At 70.4% G+C, this 20080-nt stretch carries 16 protein-coding genes, 1 other RNA gene and 1 pseudogene; 10 read left to right on the top strand and 8 right to left on the bottom strand.

Going from position 1 to position 20080, the window contains the following annotated elements:
• The 3 genes and pseudogenes from M8J74_RS36680 to M8J74_RS36670 all read left to right on the top strand — a co-directional run.
• A pseudogene (locus M8J74_RS36680) lies at nucleotides 1-253 on the top strand (serine/threonine protein kinase); the annotation flags it as partial.
• Nucleotides 254-460: 207 nt separating this feature from the next.
• Nucleotides 461-1567 (top strand): peptide chain release factor 2, encoded by a 1107-nt coding sequence (gene prfB, locus M8J74_RS36675; protein WP_249840568.1) that lies wholly within the window; start codon nucleotides 461-463, stop codon nucleotides 1565-1567.
• Nucleotides 1568-1853: 286 nt separating this feature from the next.
• Entirely contained in the window at nucleotides 1854-2633 is a 780-nt protein-coding gene (locus M8J74_RS36670) for a hypothetical protein (protein ID WP_249840567.1), read from the top strand.
• 104 nt (nucleotides 2634-2737) lie between these two features.
• On the opposite strand, the gene M8J74_RS36665 is transcribed toward M8J74_RS36670, so the two are convergent.
• The gene (locus tag M8J74_RS36665; RefSeq protein ID WP_058928376.1) at nucleotides 2738-2929 is read right to left on the bottom strand and encodes a hypothetical protein; all 192 of its coding nucleotides are present in this window, start codon (nucleotides 2927-2929) and stop codon (nucleotides 2738-2740) included.
• A 251-nt stretch (nucleotides 2930-3180) separates the two neighbouring features.
• Here M8J74_RS36665 and ftsE point away from each other — a divergent pair, with 251 nt between their 5' ends.
• The 6 genes from ftsE to M8J74_RS36635 all read left to right on the top strand — a co-directional run bounded on the left by ftsE (nucleotide 3181) and on the right by M8J74_RS36635 (nucleotide 8274).
• Nucleotides 3181-3870, top strand: coding sequence for a cell division ATP-binding protein FtsE (gene ftsE, locus M8J74_RS36660; protein ID WP_030943440.1), 690 nt, complete (start codon nucleotides 3181-3183; stop codon nucleotides 3868-3870).
• A 42-nt stretch (nucleotides 3871-3912) separates the two neighbouring features.
• On the top strand, nucleotides 3913-4830 hold the full coding sequence (ftsX, locus tag M8J74_RS36655; protein WP_249840566.1) for a permease-like cell division protein FtsX: 918 nt from the start codon (nucleotides 3913-3915) through the stop codon (nucleotides 4828-4830).
• Between the two features lie 67 nt (nucleotides 4831-4897).
• Complete coding sequence (locus M8J74_RS36650; RefSeq protein ID WP_249840565.1) at nucleotides 4898-6079, top strand: S41 family peptidase; 1182 nt, start codon at nucleotides 4898-4900, stop codon at nucleotides 6077-6079.
• A gap of 57 nt (nucleotides 6080-6136) precedes the next feature.
• Nucleotides 6137-6679, top strand: a complete 543-nt coding sequence (gene smpB, locus M8J74_RS36645; protein WP_249840570.1) for an SsrA-binding protein SmpB — start codon at nucleotides 6137-6139, stop codon at nucleotides 6677-6679.
• Between the two features lie 105 nt (nucleotides 6680-6784).
• Nucleotides 6785-7179: a transfer-messenger RNA gene (ssrA, locus tag M8J74_RS36640) on the top strand.
• A 102-nt stretch (nucleotides 7180-7281) separates the two neighbouring features.
• Nucleotides 7282-8274, top strand: coding sequence for an extracellular catalytic domain type 1 short-chain-length polyhydroxyalkanoate depolymerase (locus M8J74_RS36635; RefSeq protein WP_249840564.1), 993 nt, complete (start codon nucleotides 7282-7284; stop codon nucleotides 8272-8274).
• On the opposite strand, the gene M8J74_RS36630 is transcribed toward M8J74_RS36635, so the two are convergent.
• The 7 genes from M8J74_RS36630 to M8J74_RS36600 all read right to left on the bottom strand — a co-directional run bounded on the left by M8J74_RS36630 (nucleotide 8261) and on the right by M8J74_RS36600 (nucleotide 19001).
• On the bottom strand, nucleotides 8261-11170 hold the full coding sequence (locus M8J74_RS36630; RefSeq protein WP_249840563.1) for a glycoside hydrolase family 3 protein: 2910 nt from the start codon (nucleotides 11168-11170) through the stop codon (nucleotides 8261-8263). The two genes, M8J74_RS36635 and M8J74_RS36630, sit on opposite strands and share 14 nt — an antisense overlap.
• A gap of 60 nt (nucleotides 11171-11230) precedes the next feature.
• Nucleotides 11231-12238: a LacI family DNA-binding transcriptional regulator gene (locus tag M8J74_RS36625; RefSeq protein WP_249840562.1), complete on the bottom strand. Its 1008-nt coding sequence runs from the start codon at nucleotides 12236-12238 to the stop codon at nucleotides 11231-11233.
• Nucleotides 12238-14490, bottom strand: a complete 2253-nt coding sequence (yicI, locus tag M8J74_RS36620) for an alpha-xylosidase (RefSeq protein WP_249840561.1) — start codon at nucleotides 14488-14490, stop codon at nucleotides 12238-12240. The genes M8J74_RS36625 and yicI overlap by 1 nt, the downstream gene beginning before the upstream one ends.
• Before the next feature lie 10 nt (nucleotides 14491-14500).
• Entirely contained in the window at nucleotides 14501-15325 is an 825-nt protein-coding gene (locus M8J74_RS36615) for a carbohydrate ABC transporter permease (RefSeq protein WP_249840560.1), read from the bottom strand.
• Nucleotides 15322-16281: a carbohydrate ABC transporter permease gene (locus M8J74_RS36610; protein WP_249840559.1), complete on the bottom strand. Its 960-nt coding sequence runs from the start codon at nucleotides 16279-16281 to the stop codon at nucleotides 15322-15324. The genes M8J74_RS36615 and M8J74_RS36610 overlap by 4 nt, the downstream gene beginning before the upstream one ends.
• On the bottom strand, nucleotides 16278-17576 hold the full coding sequence (locus M8J74_RS36605) for an ABC transporter substrate-binding protein (protein WP_249840558.1): 1299 nt from the start codon (nucleotides 17574-17576) through the stop codon (nucleotides 16278-16280). The genes M8J74_RS36610 and M8J74_RS36605 overlap by 4 nt, the downstream gene beginning before the upstream one ends.
• Nucleotides 17577-17705: 129 nt before the next feature.
• A complete protein-coding gene (locus tag M8J74_RS36600) occupies nucleotides 17706-19001 on the bottom strand; it encodes an MFS transporter (protein WP_249840557.1) in 1296 nt (431 codons plus the stop codon).
• Between the two features lie 97 nt (nucleotides 19002-19098).
• On the opposite strand from M8J74_RS36600, the gene M8J74_RS36595 reads away from it, so the two are divergent.
• Entirely contained in the window at nucleotides 19099-20058 is a 960-nt protein-coding gene (locus tag M8J74_RS36595) for a LysR family transcriptional regulator (protein ID WP_249840556.1), read from the top strand.
• The last annotated feature ends 22 nt before the right edge of the window (nucleotides 20059-20080 follow it).

The following is a 20080-nucleotide window of genomic DNA, read 5'->3' as shown; positions in this document are numbered from 1 at the left end:
GATGCGGGTGCCGGGGCCGGACGAGCTGGCGGGCGGGGCCCGCGGGACGGCCCGGGTGCCGCGAGCGGCCGGGGCGCCGAGGCCGGGATCGGCCCGCCACCGGGCGGTGACGCGGCGCAGGCGGATCGCCCTCGGGGCCGGTGCGGTGGTGCTGGTCGCGGCGGTCGGGGTCGGGACCTGGTGGGCCACCTCCGACGACGGCGCGGGGGCGACACCGCAGGACACGAAGCACTCGGCACCGCAGTCACCGTGACCTCCGCGTCCGGTGCCGGTGATGCCGGGTGCCCGGGGCCGGGGCGGGCCGGGGGTGGATTCGCTCCACCCGCGCCCGCGGGGTGCCGCCGCGCCCACCCGTGCCGCCCCAGCGGCACGACTGCCCGCGGCTGTGGCGCCGGGTCGTACCGTTGCGCCCGCCCCAGCCGGACGCTCGTCCCTCGGCGGAGCCGTTAGGCTGGAGGGCGTGGCAGTCGTCGATGTATCCGAAGAGCTCAAGTCCCTCTCCTCGACCATGGAGTCGATCGAGGCCGTTCTGGACCTCGACAAGCTGAGGGCAGACATCGCCGTGCTCGAGGAGCAGGCGGCCGCGCCGTCCCTGTGGGACAACCCGGACGAGGCGCAGAAGATCACCAGCAAGCTGAGCCACCTGCAGGCCGAGGTGCGCAAGGCCGAGGCGCTGCGCGGGCGGATCGACGATCTCTCCGTGCTCTTCGAGATGGCCGAGGAGGAGGACGACCCGGACACCCGCGCCGAGGCCGAGTCCGAGCTCACCGCCGTCAAGAAGGCGCTGGACGAGATGGAGGTCCGTACGCTCCTGAGCGGCGAGTACGACTCCCGTGAGGCGCTGGTCAACATCCGCGCCGAGGCGGGTGGCGTCGACGCCGCCGACTTCGCCGAGAAGCTGCAGCGCATGTACCTGCGCTGGGCGGAGGGCAAGGGCTACAAGACGGAGCTCATCGAGACGTCGTACGCCGAAGAGGCCGGCATCAAGTCGACCACCTTCGCGGTGCACGTGCCGTACGCCTACGGCACCCTCTCGGTCGAGCAGGGCACCCACCGCCTCGTGCGCATCTCGCCCTTCGACAACCAGGGCCGCCGCCAGACCTCCTTCGCGGGTGTCGAGGTGCTCCCGGTGGTCGAGCAGACCGACCACATCGAGATCGACGAGTCCGAGCTGCGCGTGGACGTCTACCGCTCCTCGGGCCCCGGCGGCCAGGGCGTCAACACCACGGACTCCGCGGTGCGCCTGACCCACATCCCCACCGGCATCGTCGTCTCCTGCCAGAACGAGCGGTCGCAGATCCAGAACAAGGCCACCGCGATGAACGTCCTCCAGGCCAAGCTGCTCGAGCGGCGCCGCCAGGAGGAGCAGGCCAAGATGGACGCCCTCAAGGGCGACGGCGGCAACTCCTGGGGCAACCAGATGCGTTCGTACGTCCTGCACCCGTACCAGATGGTCAAGGACCTGCGCACCGAGTACGAGGTCGGCAACCCGGAGGCCGTGTTCAACGGCGAGATCGACGGGTTCCTGGAGGCCGGTATTCGCTGGCGCAAGCAGCAGGAGAAGTAGCCTCCCCGAGTTCCTTTGTCGACATGACAACTGCCGCCCCTGTGGCGGCAGTTGTCGTTTGTCTGGGTTTTACATCACACTCACAGGTTCCAACTCCCTGTAAACGAGACGCAAATGGACATTGCGCACGCAACGGCCTTGACGTTGCTTTGAAAAATCGGAAGGGTAAAGCGTGGCATGCGTATCTCTGGGGCGCATGTGAACCGGGGGGCTTCGTAGCTGTCTCCGTCGATCACGGCCCCGAGCGCCGCCCTACTGACGATCAGCTACTGGGGGTAGCACACATATGACGAAGAAGACGCGGATCCGCGTCGCGCGGATAGCCGCGGGCGCCGTGATCGCCGCGGGTGCCTCGCTGACCGCCGCAGGCGCCGCTTCCGCCCTGGACATCAATGTCGGGGTGAGCGCCGATGGCGACCCTACCTGTGACATCGCGACCAACCCGGACTGCCCGCCCGGTGCCACGACCGGCGGTGACACCACGACCGGCGGCGACACCACGACCGGCGGCGACACCACCACGGGCGGCGACACCACGACCGGCGGTGACGACACCACCGGCGGCGGCGCCGCCGCGATCGGCGGCACCGTCTCGATCGGTGGCACCACCACCGGCGGCGACGACAGCAGCGGCGGCAGCAACTCCGGTGGCAGCAGCAACTCGGGCGGCAGCAGCAACTCCGGTGGCTCCGGCAACTCCGGCGGCTCGGGCAACTCGGGTGGCAGCGGCAACTCCGGCGGTTCCGGTTCGACCGGTGGCGGCAGCAGCTCGACCGGCGGTGGCAGCACCTCGACCGGTGGTGACAGCGGCAGCTCCACGGGCGGCAACGAGACCGACCCCAACGGCGGCTCCAACGACTCCCCCCAGGAGGAGGGCTCCTCGGCCCTCACCGACACCGGCAGCTCGACCAACACCTCGGCCCAGGGCAGCGGTGGACAGCTCGCCGAGACCGGTGCCGGCCAGACCGCGTTCCTGCTGGTCGGCGCGGCCACGATGATCGCCGGTGGCGTCGGCTTCCGCCTGCTGCCGCGTCTCGTGGGCGGCCGCGGCGGTACCGCTGCCTGACGGTAGCCGTCCCTGCGCACAGCGTGTGCGACGACGTACGACGAAGGGCCCGGAGCGGGACTCGCCCCGGGCCCTTCGGGCGTCCTGGCGCCTCTGTGCGGGCGTTACGCGGTCTGGTGGGCGAGCAGCGCGACGGTGGCGATGAGCACCGCCAGCAGCGCGATCAGCGCCATGGGGTTCAGACCCGCGAAGAAGTTCTCCTGCTGCAGCCGCTCGCGGTTCGCGCGGCACACGGGGCACCGGCCCTCGCTCACGGGCGCCGCGCAGTTAGCGCACACCAGCCGGTCGTACGTCATGCGCTCGCCCTCCTTGACCCACGGTTTCACTGGAAGAACGCTCGGAGGTCGGCGAACGTTCCCTTCTCTACTGTGCCAGGTTCCTCCGAAGGGTGCGCGGGGGTCGCTCCGACAGGGTGCGTGCTGTTCGTCTCGCCGCCGCCGGTGCACAAAAGACGCATCCAGTACCCAACCCGTGCTCGCGCCTGCGGTCGCCCTCCGGACTCGCGTATGGTCACGCTCATCTACCCCCGGCTACCCGTGGTGCATCCGTGATCCGATTCGACAACGTCTCCAAGGTCTACCCCAAGCAGACCCGCCCCGCACTCAGGGATGTGTCCCTGGAAGTGGAGAAGGGCGAGTTCGTGTTCCTCGTGGGGTCCTCCGGCTCCGGTAAGTCCACCTTCCTGCGGCTGATCCTCCGCGAGGAGCGGTGCAGCCACGGTCAGGTGCACGTGCTGGGCAAGGACCTCGCGCGCCTCTCCAACTGGAAGGTGCCGCAGATGCGGCGCCAGTTGGGGACGGTCTTCCAGGACTTCCGGCTCCTGCCGAACAAGACGGTGGCGGAGAACGTCGCCTTCGCGCAGGAGGTCATCGGCAAGTCGAAGGGCGAGATCCGCAAGTCCGTGCCGCAGGTGCTCGACCTCGTCGGGCTCGGCGGCAAGGAGGACCGGATGCCCGGCGAGCTGTCCGGTGGTGAGCAGCAGCGTGTGGCCATCGCGCGCGCCTTCGTCAACCGGCCCAAGCTGCTCATCGCCGACGAGCCCACCGGCAACCTCGACCCGCAGACCTCCGTCGGCATCATGAAGCTGCTCGACCGGATCAACCGCACCGGTACGACGGTGGTCATGGCGACGCACGACCAGAACATCGTGGACCAGATGCGCAAGCGCGTCATCGAGCTGGAGAAGGGCCGCCTCGTCCGCGACCAGGCCCGCGGCGTCTACGGCTACCAGCACTGACGCACCTGACGACTGTCCACGGAAAGGCCTGAACAACACGCCATGCGCGCCCAGTTCGTACTGTCCGAGATCGGTGTCGGTCTCCGCCGCAACCTGACGATGACGTTCGCCGTCGTCGTCTCCGTCGCCCTGTCCCTGGCGCTCTTCGGTGGGTCGCTCCTGATGAGCGACCAGGTCAACACCATGAAGGGCTACTGGTACGACAAGGTCAACGTCTCGATCTTCCTCTGCAACAAGAGCGACGCGGAGTCGGACCCCAACTGCGCCAAGGGCGCGGTCACCGAGGACCAGAAGAAGTCCATCCTCGCCGACCTGAACAAGATGGACGTCGTCCAGAAGGTCGTCTACGAGTCGCAGGACGACGCCTACAAGCACTACAAGGAGCAGTTCGGGGACTCCCCGCTGGCCAGCTCCCTCACGCCGGACCAGATGCAGGAGTCGTACCGGATCAAGCTGAAGGACCCGCAGAAGTACCAGGTCATCGCGACCGCCTTCGACGGGCGGGACGGCGTGCAGTCCGTGCAGGACCAGAAGGGCATCCTCGACAACCTCTTCGGGCTGCTCAACGGCATGAACTGGGCGGCGCGGGCGATCATGGCGCTGATGCTCGTCGTTGCGCTGATGCTGATCGTCAACACGGTGCGGGTGTCCGCGTTCAGCCGGCGGCGCGAGACCGGGATCATGCGCCTGGTCGGTGCCTCGGGCTTCTACATCCAGGCGCCGTTCATCATGGAGGCCGCGGTCGCCGGGCTCATCGGCGGGACGGTCGCGTGCGGCTTCCTGGTGATCGCCCGGTACTTCATCATCGACCACGGCCTCGACCTGTCCCACAAGCTGAATCTGATCAACTTCATCGGCTGGGACGCCGTGCTGACCAAGCTGCCGCTGATCCTCGCGACGAGTCTGCTGATGCCCGCGCTGGCGGCGTTCTTCGCGTTGCGCAAGTACCTGAAGGTGTGACGCATGCCAAGGGGGCCGTACGGTCAAGAAGCCGTACGGCCCCTGTCGTTGTCCTAGACTCACCGGCATGTCAGGTCGTGACCTGTTCTGCCAGCCCCGCCGCGGCCGCCGCGGGGCCGCCCTGACATTGCTGTTCACCGGTGTCCTCGTCGCCGGCGCGGCCATGGGCTCCTTCCCGGACCTCGACCGGAAAACCGCTGCCGGACAGGCCCGTTCGGCCGTTCCGGCCGGGCACCACGAGGACGTCACGAGGGCGGCCGAGGAGGCCCTGGCGGACGGCAAGTCCCCCATGGAGGCCGCCGAGCGCGCCGTCAGCCGCAGCGGGGACCGCTGGGGCGCCGTGTACTCCCAGGGCGAGTACGAGGAGTTCCAGGAATCCCTCGACGGCCGGTACACCGGCGTCGGCCTGTGGGCGCGGCGCGAACGCGACGGCCGGATCGAGGTCACCAAGGTCGCCTCCGGATCCCCCGCGGCCGACGCCGGGATCCACCAGGGCGACCGGCTGCGCAGCATCGACGGCCGGGACGTCGACGGGCAGCCCGTCACCGAGGTCGTCTCCTTACTGCGCGGCGACGCCACCGACGCCCCCGCCGGCACGGCGGTCCGGCTCGGCCTGGAGCGGGGCACGCGCGCGTGGACGCAGACGCTGCGCCGGGCCCGGCTGTCCACCGACTCGGTGACCGTCCGCAAGCTCCCCGGCGGTATCACCGTCATCAAGATCGCCGCGTTCACCAAGGGCTCCGGCGACCTCGTCCGCACCGCCGTGCGCCGGGCCGGCGCCGACACCGGCGTCATCCTGGACCTGCGCGGCAACTCCGGCGGCCTGGTCACCGAGGCCGTCACCACCGCCTCCGCCTTCCTCGACGGCGGCCTTGTCGCCACGTACGACGTGGACGGCGAGCAGCGCGTTCTGCACGCCGAGGCCGGCGGCGACACCACCAGACCCCTGGTCGCGCTCGTCGACGGCGGCACGATGAGCGCGGCCGAGATGCTCACCGGGGCCCTGCAGGACCGCGGCCGGGCGGTCGTCGTGGGCTCCCGCACCTTCGGCAAGGGCTCGGTGCAGATGCCGAGCAGGCTCCCTGGCGGTTCCGTCGCCGAACTGACCGTCGGCCACTACCGCACCCCCTCCGGGCGCACCGTCGACGACCACGGCATCACTCCCGACCTGGAAGTGGACCGGGCCGACGGGCCGCTCGCCGTCCAGCGGGCGGAGACCGTGCTCAGCGGCCTCGGCGACGCCGATTAAGGACTGGCCGCGGACCCCCTCCGTAGTGCGAAAATGGACAGCACTATGAGCAAGGGAATGTACGTACCCAAGGAGGCCCAGCCCAAGCAGGGCGGGGGCGCCGCCAAGGCCAGGGACGGCGAGAAGGGCGGCAAGCGCAAGCTGGTCGCCCAGAACAAGAAGGCCCGGCACGACTACGCGATCATCGACGTCTACGAGGCCGGCCTCGTCCTGACCGGCACCGAGGTCAAGTCGCTGCGCCAGGGCCGTGCCTCGCTGGTGGACGGCTTCGTCCAGATCGACGGGGGCGAGGCGTGGCTGCACAACGCCCACATCCCCGAATACGCCCAGGGCACCTGGACCAACCACTCCGCGCGCCGCAAGCGCAAGCTGCTGCTGCACCGCGAGGAGATCGACAAGCTGGCGGTCAAGTCGGAGGAGACCGGTCACACCGTCGTGCCGCTCGCCCTGTACTTCAAGGACGGCCGGGCGAAGGCCGAGATCGCGCTGGCGCGAGGCAAGAAGGAGTACGACAAGCGCCAGACACTGAGGGAGAAGCAGGACCGGCGGGAGTCGGACCGCGCCATCGCGGCGGCGAAGCGCAAGCAGCGGGGCGCCTGACCTCGCGGGAATACGGTGGCATCGGCGTGCGTTGGTCACGTACGATGGCACTGCACCCCACAGAGGGTGCGCAACCCTCTCCGGAGGGGCTTGAAAACACAACATGGGGATGATCGGTTTCGACAGCGGCTGTCGAAGCAGGGGAAGCGTGTCGAGAAAGCGGCCATGATCTCGTAAACCACAGGCCGAAACAAATAATCGCCAATTCCAAGAGCGATTCTCCCGAGCTTTTCGCTCTCGCTGCCTGATCAGGTAGTGATCGAATAGCTCCTTGATGGGAGTGTCAGCCCGGGGGTGTTCCCGACCCGGATCCTGGCATCAGCTAGGGGACTAAACCTTGATCCCGGTCACGGGGTGAAGAGGGAAATCAAACAGTGACTGGGCCCGTCGGCGACTTGTTCGCGTGATCGCCGGGGCCGAGAAAATCGCAGCGAACTGCACACGGAGAAGCCCTGGTTCCGCACCGTTGGACGCGGGTTCGATTCCCGCCATCTCCACTCCTCATGTGAGGGCCCGGTGGTCTCAGACCACCGGGCCCTCGGTGTGTTTATGGGGTCCGGCTCCATATCGGCGACTGGTTCACGCTTCTACGGTCCCTCCCCATGACACACACCAGAGCCGCAAGCCGCCTCGCCCGCCTGGCGACCCTGCTGATCGCCCTGACCGCTCTGTTCGCCCTGATCCCGTCAGGTCAGGCCCGTGCCGCCTCCCTCCAGGAGGTCACCGGTTTCGGGTCCAACCCCGGGGCCCTGCGCATGTTCCGGTACGTCCCCGCGGGCCTGCCCGCCGGCCGCCCGGTCGTCGTCGCCCTGCACGGCTGCACCCAGGACGCCGCCGGGTACGGCACCGGCAGCGGCTGGATCCAGCTCGCCGACCGGTGGGGCTTCTCCGTGGTGCTGCCGCAGCAGACATCCGCGAACAACGCCTCCTCCTGCTTCGACTGGTTCCAGACCGGCGACATCGAACGCGGGCAGGGCGAGGCGGCGAGCGTCGCGCAGATGGTGGACCGCCAGCTCGCCGACGCCGGCGGCGACGCCTCGCGCGTGTACGTCACCGGGCTGTCCGCCGGCGGCGCCATGACCGCCGTGATGATGGCGGCCTACCCGGAGAAGTTCGCGGCCGGCGGGGTCGTCGCCGGACTGCCCTACGGGTGCGCGCAGGCCGCCGGATCGCCGTACGTGTGCATGTACGTCGGCGCCACGCAGACCCCGGCGCAGTGGGGCGACCGGGTGCGCGCCGCCCGGCCCGGGTACTCCGGGCCCTGGCCGACGCTGACCGTCTTCCAGGGCAGCGCCGACTACACCGTCAAGCCGGTCAACATGACCGACCTGATGCGGCAGTGGACGAACGTGCACGGCGCCGACCAGAGCGCCGACGTCAGCGACACCGTGGCCGGCTATCCCCACCAGGTCTTCAGGGACCCGGCGGGGAACCCGGCCGTCGAGACGTACAGCATCACCGGCATGGGACACGGCCAGCCGGTGGACCCCGGCAGCGGCACCGGGCAGTGCGGGGCCGCCGGGGCCTACCTCCTGGACGTGAACCTGTGCGCCGCCTATCGGCTCGGGCAGACCTGGGGCCTCAGCGCAGGCTGAACGTCGACAGCCGTACGTCCTTGCCCAGGACCAGATAGACGTCCCCGCGGCCCTTCGCCGCCGCCGACAGTTTCGCGGTCACCGTCGTGTAGTCGTACGGCGACGAGGTGCCCGCGAAACGCGCGGTCGCGGCGAGGGGCCCGGTGGGCGAGCCCAGCCGCACCTCGACCGACCCCGCCGAGCCGGCGACGCGGGCGCTGAACTCGCCCGCGCCCTTGGCCGGCCGGGTGTCCGCGAACTTCAGCCACGCCCCGTCCGAGGCCGCCGACACCGCCGTACCGGCGGCCTTGGACTCGTCGACGAGGTGGATGCCCGCGGAGTAGTCGTCGAAGTTCTCCGCGCGCGTGACCTTCGACAGGTCGCGGGGCGGGATCGTCTCGCCGTCGACCCGCCAGGCCGTCCGGGCGGGCAGGTCGGCGGACGAGGAGCCCACCAGCACGTCGTACGTGCCCTTCTCCACCACCCACCGGGAGCGGGTGACGTCCCAGTGCGCCAGGTCCGAGGGCCGCACCGTCAGCCGTACCGTCCGGGTCTCGCCCGGCTTCAGCGACACCCGCTGGAAGGCCTTGAGCTGCTTCAGCGGCTCCTCGTCACGGGAGGCGCGCTGGTGGACGTAGAGCTGGACGACCTCGGCGCCGGCCCGGCCGCCGGTGTTGGTGACCGCGACCTCGTAGCCGCCCTTCACCTGCCTCACCTTGCCGTAACGGAACGAGGTGTACGACAGCCCGTAGCCGAAGGGGTAGAGCGGCCGGCCCGTGAAGTACTGGTAGGTGCGGCCGGACTTGATGATGTCGTAGTCCAGGAGGGAGGGCAGGTCGGACTCGGATTGGTACCAGGTCTGGGTGAGGCGGCCCGAGGGGTTCGCGTCGCCGTAGAGCAGGTCGGCCAGGGCGTTGCCGGTCTCCTGGCCCGCGTGGGTGGTCCACAGCAGCGCCGGGACCTCCTTCTGCAGCGAGCCGAGGGTCGTCGGGTAGCTGTTCTCGACGATCACCACCGTGTGCGGGTTGGCCGCGCGCACCGCTCTGACCAGGGACTCCTGTGCGGGCGCCAGGCCCATGTCGGTGCGGTCGTGGGCCTCGCGGCCGTTGATCGACGGGTCGGAGCCGACCACGACGACCGCCGCGTCCCGGCCCTTCACCGCCGCCACCGCGTCGGCGGCCCCGCTGCGGACCACGTCCTTCGTGTACCGCGCGGCCCGGTCCTTCGGCACCAGCCCGAGCGTGCCGTCCGTCCCCGTCGGGCCGAGGTAGACCGGGCTGGTCCACCAGGACTCCTGGGTCTCGTAGCCGGCGTACCGCAGCAGGTACGTGCCGTCGTCCTGCGCCTCCAGCTTGAACTGCTGCTGGACGTACCAGCCGTTGGGCTGCGTCTGGTCGTTGACGAAGCCGGACCAGTTGTAGCCGACGTACCGGCCGTTGGCGGCCGAGCGCAGGGTGACGACGCCCGAGCCCCAGTCGAACACGTCGAACTGGGCGTCCGTGTCCGCGGTCGTGGCGCTCTCCTTCAGGGCCGCACCCGCGTCGCCCGCCCCCGCCGTGACGTACTTCCCGGTCGCCGTGTCCTTCAGCGCGATCCGGTCGACGCCCTCGCTGCTCGCGACCGTGGTGCCGAGCTTCGCCTCGATGCCGTCCTTGGGTGTGACGGCGTAGGGCAGGGTGCCCGAGTACCAGTCGGTGTACAGGGTGTCGGCGAGCGGGCCGACCACGGCCACGTCCTTCGCGGACTTCCTCAGCGGCAGGGCGCCCGCCTGGTTCTTCAGCAGCACCGCCGCCTCGGTGGCCGCCTTCCGCGCCAGCTTGCGGTGCGCCGGGCTGTCGATGACGGAGGCGTCGATGGAGCCGTACCTACCGCCGCCCGGGTCGAACTCGCCGAGCCGGACGCGGACGTCGAGCACGTCCCCCGCGGCCTTGTCGATGTCCGACTCCTTCAGCAGGCCGTCGGCCAGCGCCGACCTGATCGCCGTGGTCGTCGGCCCGGAGTCCCGGTCGTTGTCCGTGAAGCTGTCGATGCCGGCCTTGAGCGCCGCCGCGTCGGCCTCCGTCTGGGTGCCGTAGTACTTCTGGCTGCCGACCAGGTTGCCGGGCGCGTAGGCGTCCGTGACGTTGAGCAGCCGCTGGGAGGTCCAGGTGCGGACGGTGTCGTCGAGGGCCGGGTTCACCGTGTTCGGGCGGCCGTTGACGAGGTTGTACGAGGACATCACGCCGGTCGCCGCGTCCGCCTCGAGCGCAGGCTTGAAGGCCTGCTCGTCGTACTCCTTCGCGACGCGCGGCCGCAGTTCGGAGGACGTCGTGTCGCGGTGGGCCTCGTTGTTGTTGGCGAGGAAGTGCTTGAGGGTGGGGGCCGTCTTGAGGTGGTCGGGGTCGCCGCCCGTCAGGCCCGTGCCGTAGGCCGTCGAGATCGCGCCCGTGAGGTACGGGTCCTCGGAGTAGCCCTCCTCGTTGCGTCCCCAGCGCGGGTCGCGCAGCGGGTTGACCACCGGCGCCCACAGGTTCAGGCCCCAGCCGTCGGGGCGGGTCTGCTGGAAGCCGCGGGCCTCGTCGCCGACCGCCGAGCCGACGTCCCGCATCAGCGCCGGGTCCCAGGTGGAGGCCAGCCCGACGGCCTGCGGGAAGACGGTGGCCTTGCCCAGCCAGGCCACGCCGTGCAGGGCCTCGGTGCCGGTGCGGAACGACTGGATGCCCAGGCGCGGGATCGCGGGCTGGTACTGGTGGAGCAGGGAGACCTTCTCGTCCAGGGTGAGGCGGCCGAGGAGGTCGGCGACCCGGGCGTCCACCGGCAGGCCCGGATCGCGGAAGGGATACGGGGGGTCGGCGTGCGCGGGCACGGCGGCGCCGAGCGCGGCGACCAGGGTGAGGGCCAGGACGTACGCGAATCTGTGTCTTCTCTTGCCTGTCATGACGCGGCTCCCTCGGAAGTAGGGCCTTGCAGACGGGTGTTGAGGTACGGCAGGTGTGCGTCAGGTGTTTCTCGGTGCGGTGCTCGCCCGCTCCGTGATGCGGGGCGCGAGCAGGGTCGCGTCCGGTACGGCGCCGCCGTCCAGCTTCTTCATCAGCAGCTGCACCGCCCGCTCGCCCAGCTCGGCGGACGGCAGGGCGACGGAGGTGACGGGGACGCGGACGGACTCGGCGATCTCGTCGGGGCAGATGGCGGTGACGGACAGGTCGCCGGGGACGCGCAGCCCGAGCTGTTCGAAGGCGTCCGTGAGGGGTTCCAGGATCGCCTCGTTGTGGACGACGATCCCGGTCAACGCGGGCTGCTCGCGCAGGAGTTGCTCGGCGACCAGCCGGGCGGCCGCCGGTGTGGCCTCGCAGGGGTGCACGGAGGACGACAGCCCGCCCCGGTCGGCGGCGGCCGTGAACCCCTGCACGACCCGCTGCGCGAACGCCGTCCCGCGCACGTACACCTCAGGCGGCGAGCCGACGAGCGCCACGACCCGGTGGCCCAGGCGCGCCAGGTGCTCCACGCACGCCTCCCCGGCCGCCTTGAAGTCCAGGTCGACGCAGGTCAGCCCGGCCGGCTCGGCGGGGAAGCCGATCAGCACGGACGGCCGCTCCAGTGAGCGCAGCAGGTCCAGGCGGGGATCGTGGAGCTGGACGTCCATGACGATCAGCGCGTCGACCAGTGCCGTGTCGGCGACCCGGCGCAGCCCGTCCTCGCCCTCCTCCTGGGTCAGCAGGAGCACGTCGTGGTCGTGGCGCCGGGCGGTCGTCACCACCGACACCGCGAACTGCATCACCACCGGCACGTGGATGCCGGCGCGTAAGGGGACGACGAGCGCCAGGACGTTGGACCGGCTGCTGGCCAGGGCGCGGGCGCCGGCGTGCGGCCGGTAGCCCAGCTCGCGGATGGCCTCCTCGACCCGCTGCCGGGTCTCCTCGGAGATCGGCCGCTTGCCGCTGAGTGCGTAGGAGACGGTGCTGGGGGAGACCCCGGCGTGCCGCGCCACATCGGTGATCTTCACCATCAGCCCAGCTCCAGGGAGAGGAACCCGGTGCCCGCCTGTGCCCGTGCCGTGCGCTCCCCGGCCGTCAGCGCCCACGGCGCCGCCGGATCACTGCACGAGGCCCGCAGGGTGTCCCCCTCGCGGACGACGGTGAAGACGACCTCCCCGACCGGGACCGTCACCTGCGCGCCCCGCCGCAGGTCGAACGCCCGCAGGGTGACGCCGTCGGCGAAGTCGTAGTCGGGCCGGTCGTCGACCGCGCCGACCGGGATCACCGCGCCCGGCCTGACCAGCAGCGGCACGCTGGAGAAGCCGTGCCGCTCGCGCACCCAGCGCGGCCCGGTCACCGTCCGCCCGCTCAGGAAGTGCGTCCAGGTGCCCTCGGGGACGTAGTACGAGACGTCGCCGTCGTCGCTGAACACCGGCGCCACCAGCAGGTCCGGCCCCAGCATGTACTGCCGCTCCAGGTGCGCGCACCCGGGGTCGTCGGGGAACTCCAGCACCATCGCCCGCATCATCGGCACGCCCTCGGCCTGCGCGGTGCGCGCCGCCTCGTACAGGTAGGGCATGAGGCTCAGCTTCAGCCGGGTGAACAGGCGGAGCACGTCCACGGACTCCTCGTCGAACAGCCACGGGACGCGGTAGGAGGAGCTGCCGTGCAGCCGGCTGTGCGAGGACAGCAGGCCGAAGGCGAGCCAGCGCTTGAACAGGGCCGGTGTGGGGGTGCCCTCGAAGCCGCCGATGTCGTGGCTCCAGTAGCCGAAGCCGGACAGGCCCAGCGACAGGCCGCCGCGCAGCGACTCCGCCATCGACTCGTACGTCGCCTCGCAGTCGCCGCCCCAGTGCACGGGGAACTTCTGGCTGCCGGCCGTCGCCGACCGGGCGAACACGACCGCCTCGCCCTCGCCGCGGTGCTTGCGCAGCACGTCGAAGACGGTGCGGTTGTAGAGGTAGGTGTAGTAGTTGTGCATCCGCTCGGGGTCCGAGCCGTCCGCGTAGGCGACGTCGACCGGGACCCGCTCGCCGAAGTCCGTCTTGAAGCAGTCGACGCCCTGGGCGAGCAGCGCCTCCAGCTTCGCGGCGTACCAGTCGCGGGCCGCCGGGCTGGTGAAGTCGACCAGCGCCATGCCGGGCTGCCACAGGTCCCACTGCCACACGCTGCCGTCCGGCCGCTTCAGCAGGTGGCCGAGCGCCTTGCCCTCCGCGAACAGCGGCGAGCGCTGCGCGATGTAGGGGTTGATCCAGACGCAGATGTGCAGGCCCTTGGCCTTGAGCCGGGCGAGCATGCCCTCGGGGTCGGGGAAGACCCGCGGGTCCCACTCGAAGTCGCACCAGTTGAACTCGCGCATCCAGAAGCAGTCGAAGTGGAAGACGGACAGCGGCAGTTCGCGCTCCCGCATGCCCTCGATGAACGACGTCACCGTCTCCTCGTCGTACGACGTGGTGAAGGACGTCGACAGCCACAGGCCGAACGACCAGGCGGGCGGCAGCGCGGGGCGGCCGGTGAGGGCGGTGTACTTGCGCAGCACGTCCTTGGGCGTGGGCCCGTAGATGACGTAGTACGTCAGCTGCTGGGTCTCGGCGCTGAACTGCACCCGGGACACCGCCTCCGAGCCGACCTCGAAGGACACCCTGCCCGGGTGGTCGACGAAGACGCCGTAGCCCGCGTCGGTGAGGTAGAACGGCACGTTCTTGTAGGCCTGTTCGGTGGCCGTGCCGCCGTCGGCGTTCCAGATGTCGACGACCTGGCCGTTCTTGACCAGCGGCCCGAAGCGCTCGCCGAGGCCGTAGACGGAGGTGCCGACCGTCAGGTTGAGCTGTTCGCGCAGGTAGTGGGCCCCGGTGGTGGCGTCCCGCATGATGCCCATGTTCTTGGGGCCGCTGGTGGTCAGGGTGCGGCCGTCGGCGAGGAAGTCCACGTGCCAGGGGCCGGTGCGGGCCACCCGGACCGAGAGCGCGCCGGAGGTCAGCGTCGCGTGCTGCTCGTCGTACTCCGTGTGGACCGCGAAGTCCTCGCTGCCCAGCTCGAACCGCGGGCCGCGGGGCTGCTCGCCCTCGAAGTGCGTGAAGGTGACGCCGATGACGTCGGGCATCGGGGCGTGCGCGCTGATCGTCACGACCGGTCCCTTCAGCAGGTCGCCGCGGTGGCGGATGGGCTGGGTCGGCGCGTGGATGTCCAGCGCGTCCTCGGCGGCGGTGACGTCGAGGACCTCGACCGGGTGGGCCGCGGTGACGCCCTCGCGCAGCAGCCAGTAGCCGTCGGTGAACTTCATGTGGGGGTCCTTACTTCACGGCTCCCACGGCGATGCCGCGGGTGAGCGTCCGCTGGAAGACGAGGAAGAAGACGAGGGCGGGCAGCACGCCGAGCAGGGCCGCCGCGTTGGTCATGGTGGCGTCCATCAGACGCTGGCCCTGCAGCACGCCGAGGGCCACCGACACCGTCTGGTTGTCGTTGGAGATCAGCATGACCAGGGGGAGCAGGAACTCGTTCCAGGTCCAGATGAAGAAGAAGACCAGGAGCACGCCGATGGTGGGCCGGCTGACCGGGACGACGATCCGCCACAGCACCTGCCACTTGTTCGCGCCGTCGATCCGGGCCGCCTCGATGATCTCGCGGGGGAACTGGCCGAGGACGGAGGAGAGCAGATAGGTGCCGAAGGCCGCCTGGATCACCGTGAACACGATGATCACGCTCAGTCTGGTGTCGTACAGCCCGGCCTGCTTGCTCAGGTAGTACACCGGGTAGACCAGCGCCTCCTGCGGGAGCATGTTGGCGAGCACGAAGAACGCCAGCACCCAGGTGCGGCCCTTGATCCGGCCGATGCCGATCGCGTACGCGTTGAGCACCGACAGGGCCGCGGCGAGCACCGCGACCGAGCCGCTGATCAGCACGGAGTTGAACAGCTTCTGGCCGTAGTCGACCCGCTCCCAGAAGTCCTTCAGGCCGGTGGTGTACAGGCCCTTGGGCAGGCTGAGGGGGCCGTTCTGGGAGTACTCGGTCGGTGACTTCACCGCGTTGATCGCGACGATCAGGAACGGCACGACCATGAAGAGGGCGGCGATGCACAGGGCGATCAGCACCGGGTAGCGGCGCAGGGCGGTCGTCATGCGCGGTCCCCTTCCTCGCTGCGGGTCTGGAGCTTGAGCAGGATCAGGGACAGCGCCAGGATGATCACCGTGAGGATCGTGGAGATCGCGGCGCCGTAGCCGACCTGCGTCTTCTCGAAGAAGGTGGTGAAGGAGAAGTACGACGGCACGTCGGTCGCGCCGCCCGGGCCGCCCTTGGTCAGGACGTACACCGCGCCGAACACCTTCAGCGCGGCGATCGTGCACCAGGTCAGCACGACGTAGATCTCCGGCCGGATCTGCGGCAGCGTGATGTGCCAGAAGCGCCGCCACCAGCCGGCCCCGTCCAGCTCGGCCGCCTCGTGCAACTGCGGGTCCACGCGCTGGAGTCCGGCCATGAAGACGACCAGCGGGAAGCCGATCTGCACCCAGACCATGACCCCCATGACGCTGTACAGCGCGATGTCGGGATCGCCGAGCCAGTCCTGCTGCCAGCTCCCCAGCCCGACCGCCTTGAGCAGTTCGTTGAGGGAGCCGTTGTCGGGCGCGAGGATCCAGCTCCACACGATGCCGGCGACCGCGATCGGCAGCACCTGCGGAAGGTAGAAGCAGGCGCGCAGTACGGCGGCGACCTTGCCGCCGAAGTGCTTGCCGACGTAGTCGAACAGGGCGGCGGCCAGGACGAGTCCGATCACCGTCGGCACGACGGCCATGGCGACGACCATGAACAGGCTGTGCCGGAAGGACGCCCAGAACTCCGAGTCGTCCAGCAGGTCACGGTAGTTGGCGAGGCCGGTCCACTTCGGGCTGCCGATCCCCTGCCACTCGGTGAAGCTCACGCCCGTGTTCATCAGGAACGGGACGATGATGATCGCCGTGAAGGCGAGGAAGCCGGGCAGCAGGAACAGGGCGTAGGAGTCGCGGGTCCGGGGCCGGCGCGGGCCGGCGGGCGGCTGCCCGCCGCCGGTCCGCGCACCCCGTTCGACGGTGACCGTCATTGCTGCGGCACGCCCTTGTCGTAGGCCTGCTGGAGATTCGACAGATAGGCGTCCGGCTTCTCACTGCCCGTGATCAGCTTCTGCGTCTCGGAGACGAGGACGTCGTAGAAGCCGTTGACCGGCCAGTCCGGGTAGAAGGCGAGGCCGTCGCGCTTGCCGACGGTGTTGAAGTCGGCGATCAGCTCCTTGGACTTCGGGTCGGTGATGGCCGAGGTGTCGGCCGCGACGGGGACACCGCCCTTGTTGCCGAGGATGTTCTGGATCTTCTTCGACATGGTGATGTCGATGAAGTCGTAGGCGAGCTCCTTGTTCTTGGCGTTCTTGGGGACCACCCAGAGGTTGCCGCCCGAGCCCAGGGTCAGGTCCGACCCGGGCCACAGCCCGCTGTCCCAGTCGAACTTGGCCTCCGACTGGAAGCGGCCGTACCACCAGCTGCCGGAGAACAGGATCGGCGTCTTGCCCTGGATCCAGGACACGCCGGCGTCCTCGGCCTTGGTGCTCGTCGACTTCTTGCTGATGTAGCCCTTCTTCACCCAGTCGGCGAAGGTGGTGGCCGCGTACGTCCACGCCGGGTCGTGGAAGTCGTTCTTGCCCTTGTACAGCTCGTACTTGTCGACCCAGGAGCGGTCGGCCTTGGACAGGGCGAGCTGGTAGAGGTACTGCTGCGCCATGTACTCGGCGCCGGCGTTGGCGAGCGGGGTGACGCCCTTGGCGACGAACTTGTCCATGGCGGCCGTCAGTTCGTCGAACGTCTTCGGCTCGGCGACCCCGTACTTCTTGAAGAGGTCCTTGTTGTAGTACACCATCGTGTACTCGGCGTAGTTGGGTATGCCGTACCACTTGCCGGAGCCCATGACGCCGTTGGTGTCGTACTTGCTGGTGGTGGCCACGCCCGCGCTGAGCATCTTGTCCCAGCCGCGCTTGGTGACCTCCGCCGACAGGTCGGTCAGCAGGCCCTGCTTCGACAGCTGGCCCGCGGTCGCGTTGCCCTTGTTGTACTCCATGAGGTCCGGCGCTTCCGAGGAGTTGAGGATCATGGGCGCCGTCTTCTGGATCTGTTCGAAGCCCTTCTCCTCGAACTTCACCTTCACGCCCGGGTGCTTGGCCTCGAACTCCTTGATCGCCTCGTTCCAGGCGGCGCCCATCGCGCTGTCGGCGCCCTCGTAGTGCCACAGCTTGAGCGTCTTGCCGTCCGCGGACCCGCCGCTGTCCGAGCCGCCGCAGGCGGTCACGAGCAGCGACCCGCCCAGGACCGCCGCCGCGACCGTCATCACACGCCTTCGTGTCGTCAACATCCCGTGCCTCCGCAGGAGAGTCGGATGGGTATCGGGACGTCACGCTGCGAACGGGCCATCGTCGAATCGATTCGATGCGTGACGTCGAAGCGCTTCGACGGGGGACCGTATGTGGGTGCCGGGGGCGCGTCAATGCATTTGACGGGAATCGCTGCCCGAGGTGGTGGCCGACTGGTGGGCGAGAGAGATCATCAGCGCTGCGGCAGCGGCGGTCACCGGCACCCCGAATCCGGCCGTGGGGGACATATGGTCCACCGTCCAGCCGCCGGTCGCCGAGCCGCAGGCGATGCCGCCGAGCAGGCCCGTCACCGCGAGGGTCATGCCCTCGTTGAGACGGCCCTCGGGGGTGCGCTGCTGGACCAGCGTCATGGTCGTGACCATCGTCGGGGCGGTCGCCATGCCGGCCACGAGAAGGGCGAGTGCGAGCAGGGGGAGCGAGCCGGTGAGGGTGGCGGCGAGCAGGGGAAGGGTGAGCAGACCGGTCATCGCGGCGACGCACCAGGGCAGCCGCTCCGCGGCGGGCCCCGTGGTCCTGAGGGTCCCGAACAGCAGCCCCGCCGCGCACGAGCCGGCCGCCTGCAGCCCCAGCACGACCCCCGCCGCCGCGCGGTGGCCCTGCGCGTCGGCGAACGCGATGGTGACGACCTCCATGGAGCCGAACACCGCGCCCATGGCCAGACAGACGGTGAGCAGCGCGGGCATGCCGGGCGCCCGGAACGGCGGCCCGCTGTGCGGCAGCCGGCGCGCGGGCGGCTCGGTCGAGCGCTGCGCGGCGAACAGCAGCACGCCGGTCAGCAGCAGCACGGCCCCCACCAGCGTGCCCGCCTCGGGGAAGAACGTTCCGCACAGGAAGGCCGCCAGCACCGGGCCCAGCATGAAACACGCCTCGTCGGCGGCCTGTTCGAAGGAGTTCGCGGTGTGCAGGGCCCGCTCGTCGCCCTTCAGGAGATGGGCCCAGCGGGCGCGGGACATGCCGCCGGTGTTGGGGGTGGTGGCGGTGGCGGCGTAGGAGGCGAACAGGGTCCAGGCGGGGGCGTCGTAGCGGACGCACAGCAGGAGCGCGAGGGAGCCGAGGACGGCGAGGACGGTCGCGGGGACGGCGATCCGGGCCTGCCCGTGCCGGTCGACGAGCCGCGCGATCCACGGGGCGACCAGGGCGGTCGCCGCGAGGCCGGTCGCGGTGACGGCGCCGGCGAGGGCGTACGAGCCGCGCGAACCGGCGATCATCACCACCGCGCTCACGCTGAACATGCCCATCGGCAGACGGGCGAGGAGGTTGGGGAGGGTGAAGGCGCGGGCGCCCGGGGTGGACAGGAGGCGGCGGTAGGGGCCGGGCGTTCGGGTACGGGGGCTGAAGTCGACGGCGACGAGGGTGTCGGCGGTGACGGTGAACATCGGTGGCCTGCGGGACTCGGGCTGCGGCATGTCCACCACGGTCGCCCGAGGACGATCAAGGGGTCCAACACCTGCTGCGCCCCGATTCACGCACCTGTGATGTGAACGGGTGCTGTAGGTTCGCCGGATGCCCGCGCCGCGCCACCTCGACCCCCGCCTCCTCCGCGCGTTCGTGACGGTCGCCGACGAACTGCACTTCACCCGGGCCGCCGCCCGGCTCTACGTCGCCCAGCAGGCGCTCAGCCGGGACGTACGGCGGCTGGAGCGGGAGCTGGGGGCGGAGCTGTTCGTGCGCTCCACCCGGCAGGTGACGCTCACCGCCGACGGCGAGCGGCTGCTGCCGTACGCCCGCCGGGTGCTGGCGGCGCAGGACGAGCTGCTGGGCGCCTTCGGACAGGCCCGCCCCCTGCTGGTGGACCTCAACTACCGGGACGCGGCCACGGCCCGCCGCGTCCTGCACCGGGCCCGTGAACTCGCCCCCGACCAGGAGCTGATGGCGCGCTACGAGAGCGGGCTGACCGGCGCGGCGGAGGACCTGCTGGCCGGGCGCCTGGACGCGTCGTTCGGACGGTACGGGGGCCTCGACCCGGCACTGCGCGGCCGGCTGGACCACCAGCTCGTCCGCCACGAGCCGATGGCGGTCGTCCTGCCCGACGACCACCGCCTCGCGTCCCTGGACGCGGTGCCGCTGGCCGCGCTGGCGGGCGAGACGGTGTACGCGGGCGCCGGGAACCCCCGCACCCCCGAGTGGACCGACCTCGCGCGCCGCCTGTTCGACGGCCGCGGCATCGAGATCGCGCCACCCGCGCCGCTGGCCGTCGGCGACGAGGAGTTCGAGCGGATCATGGCCAAGATGCGGTGCCCGATCCTCGCCGTGACCGACTTCCCGTCCCTGCCCCGGACGGTCCTGCGCCCCCTGGTCGAACCGGTGCCGCTGTCGCCCGTGTCCCTGGTCTGGCGCAGGGGCCTGGTCCACCCGGCGTTCGACGCCCTGCGGCGCGCGGCGGCGGAGCTGTCGGCGGGGGAGGGGTGGCTCAGGGTGCCGGAGGGGGCATGGGTTCCGGACACGGAGCCCGGCGGACGCTGACGGTCGCGGCGGCTCACAGGCC

The sequence above is a fragment of the Streptomyces panaciradicis genome, from assembly GCF_023516615.1.
Lineage (GTDB): Bacteria > Actinomycetota > Actinomycetes > Streptomycetales > Streptomycetaceae > Streptomyces > Streptomyces panaciradicis.
This window is presented reverse-complemented; position numbering and strand designations above follow the sequence as displayed.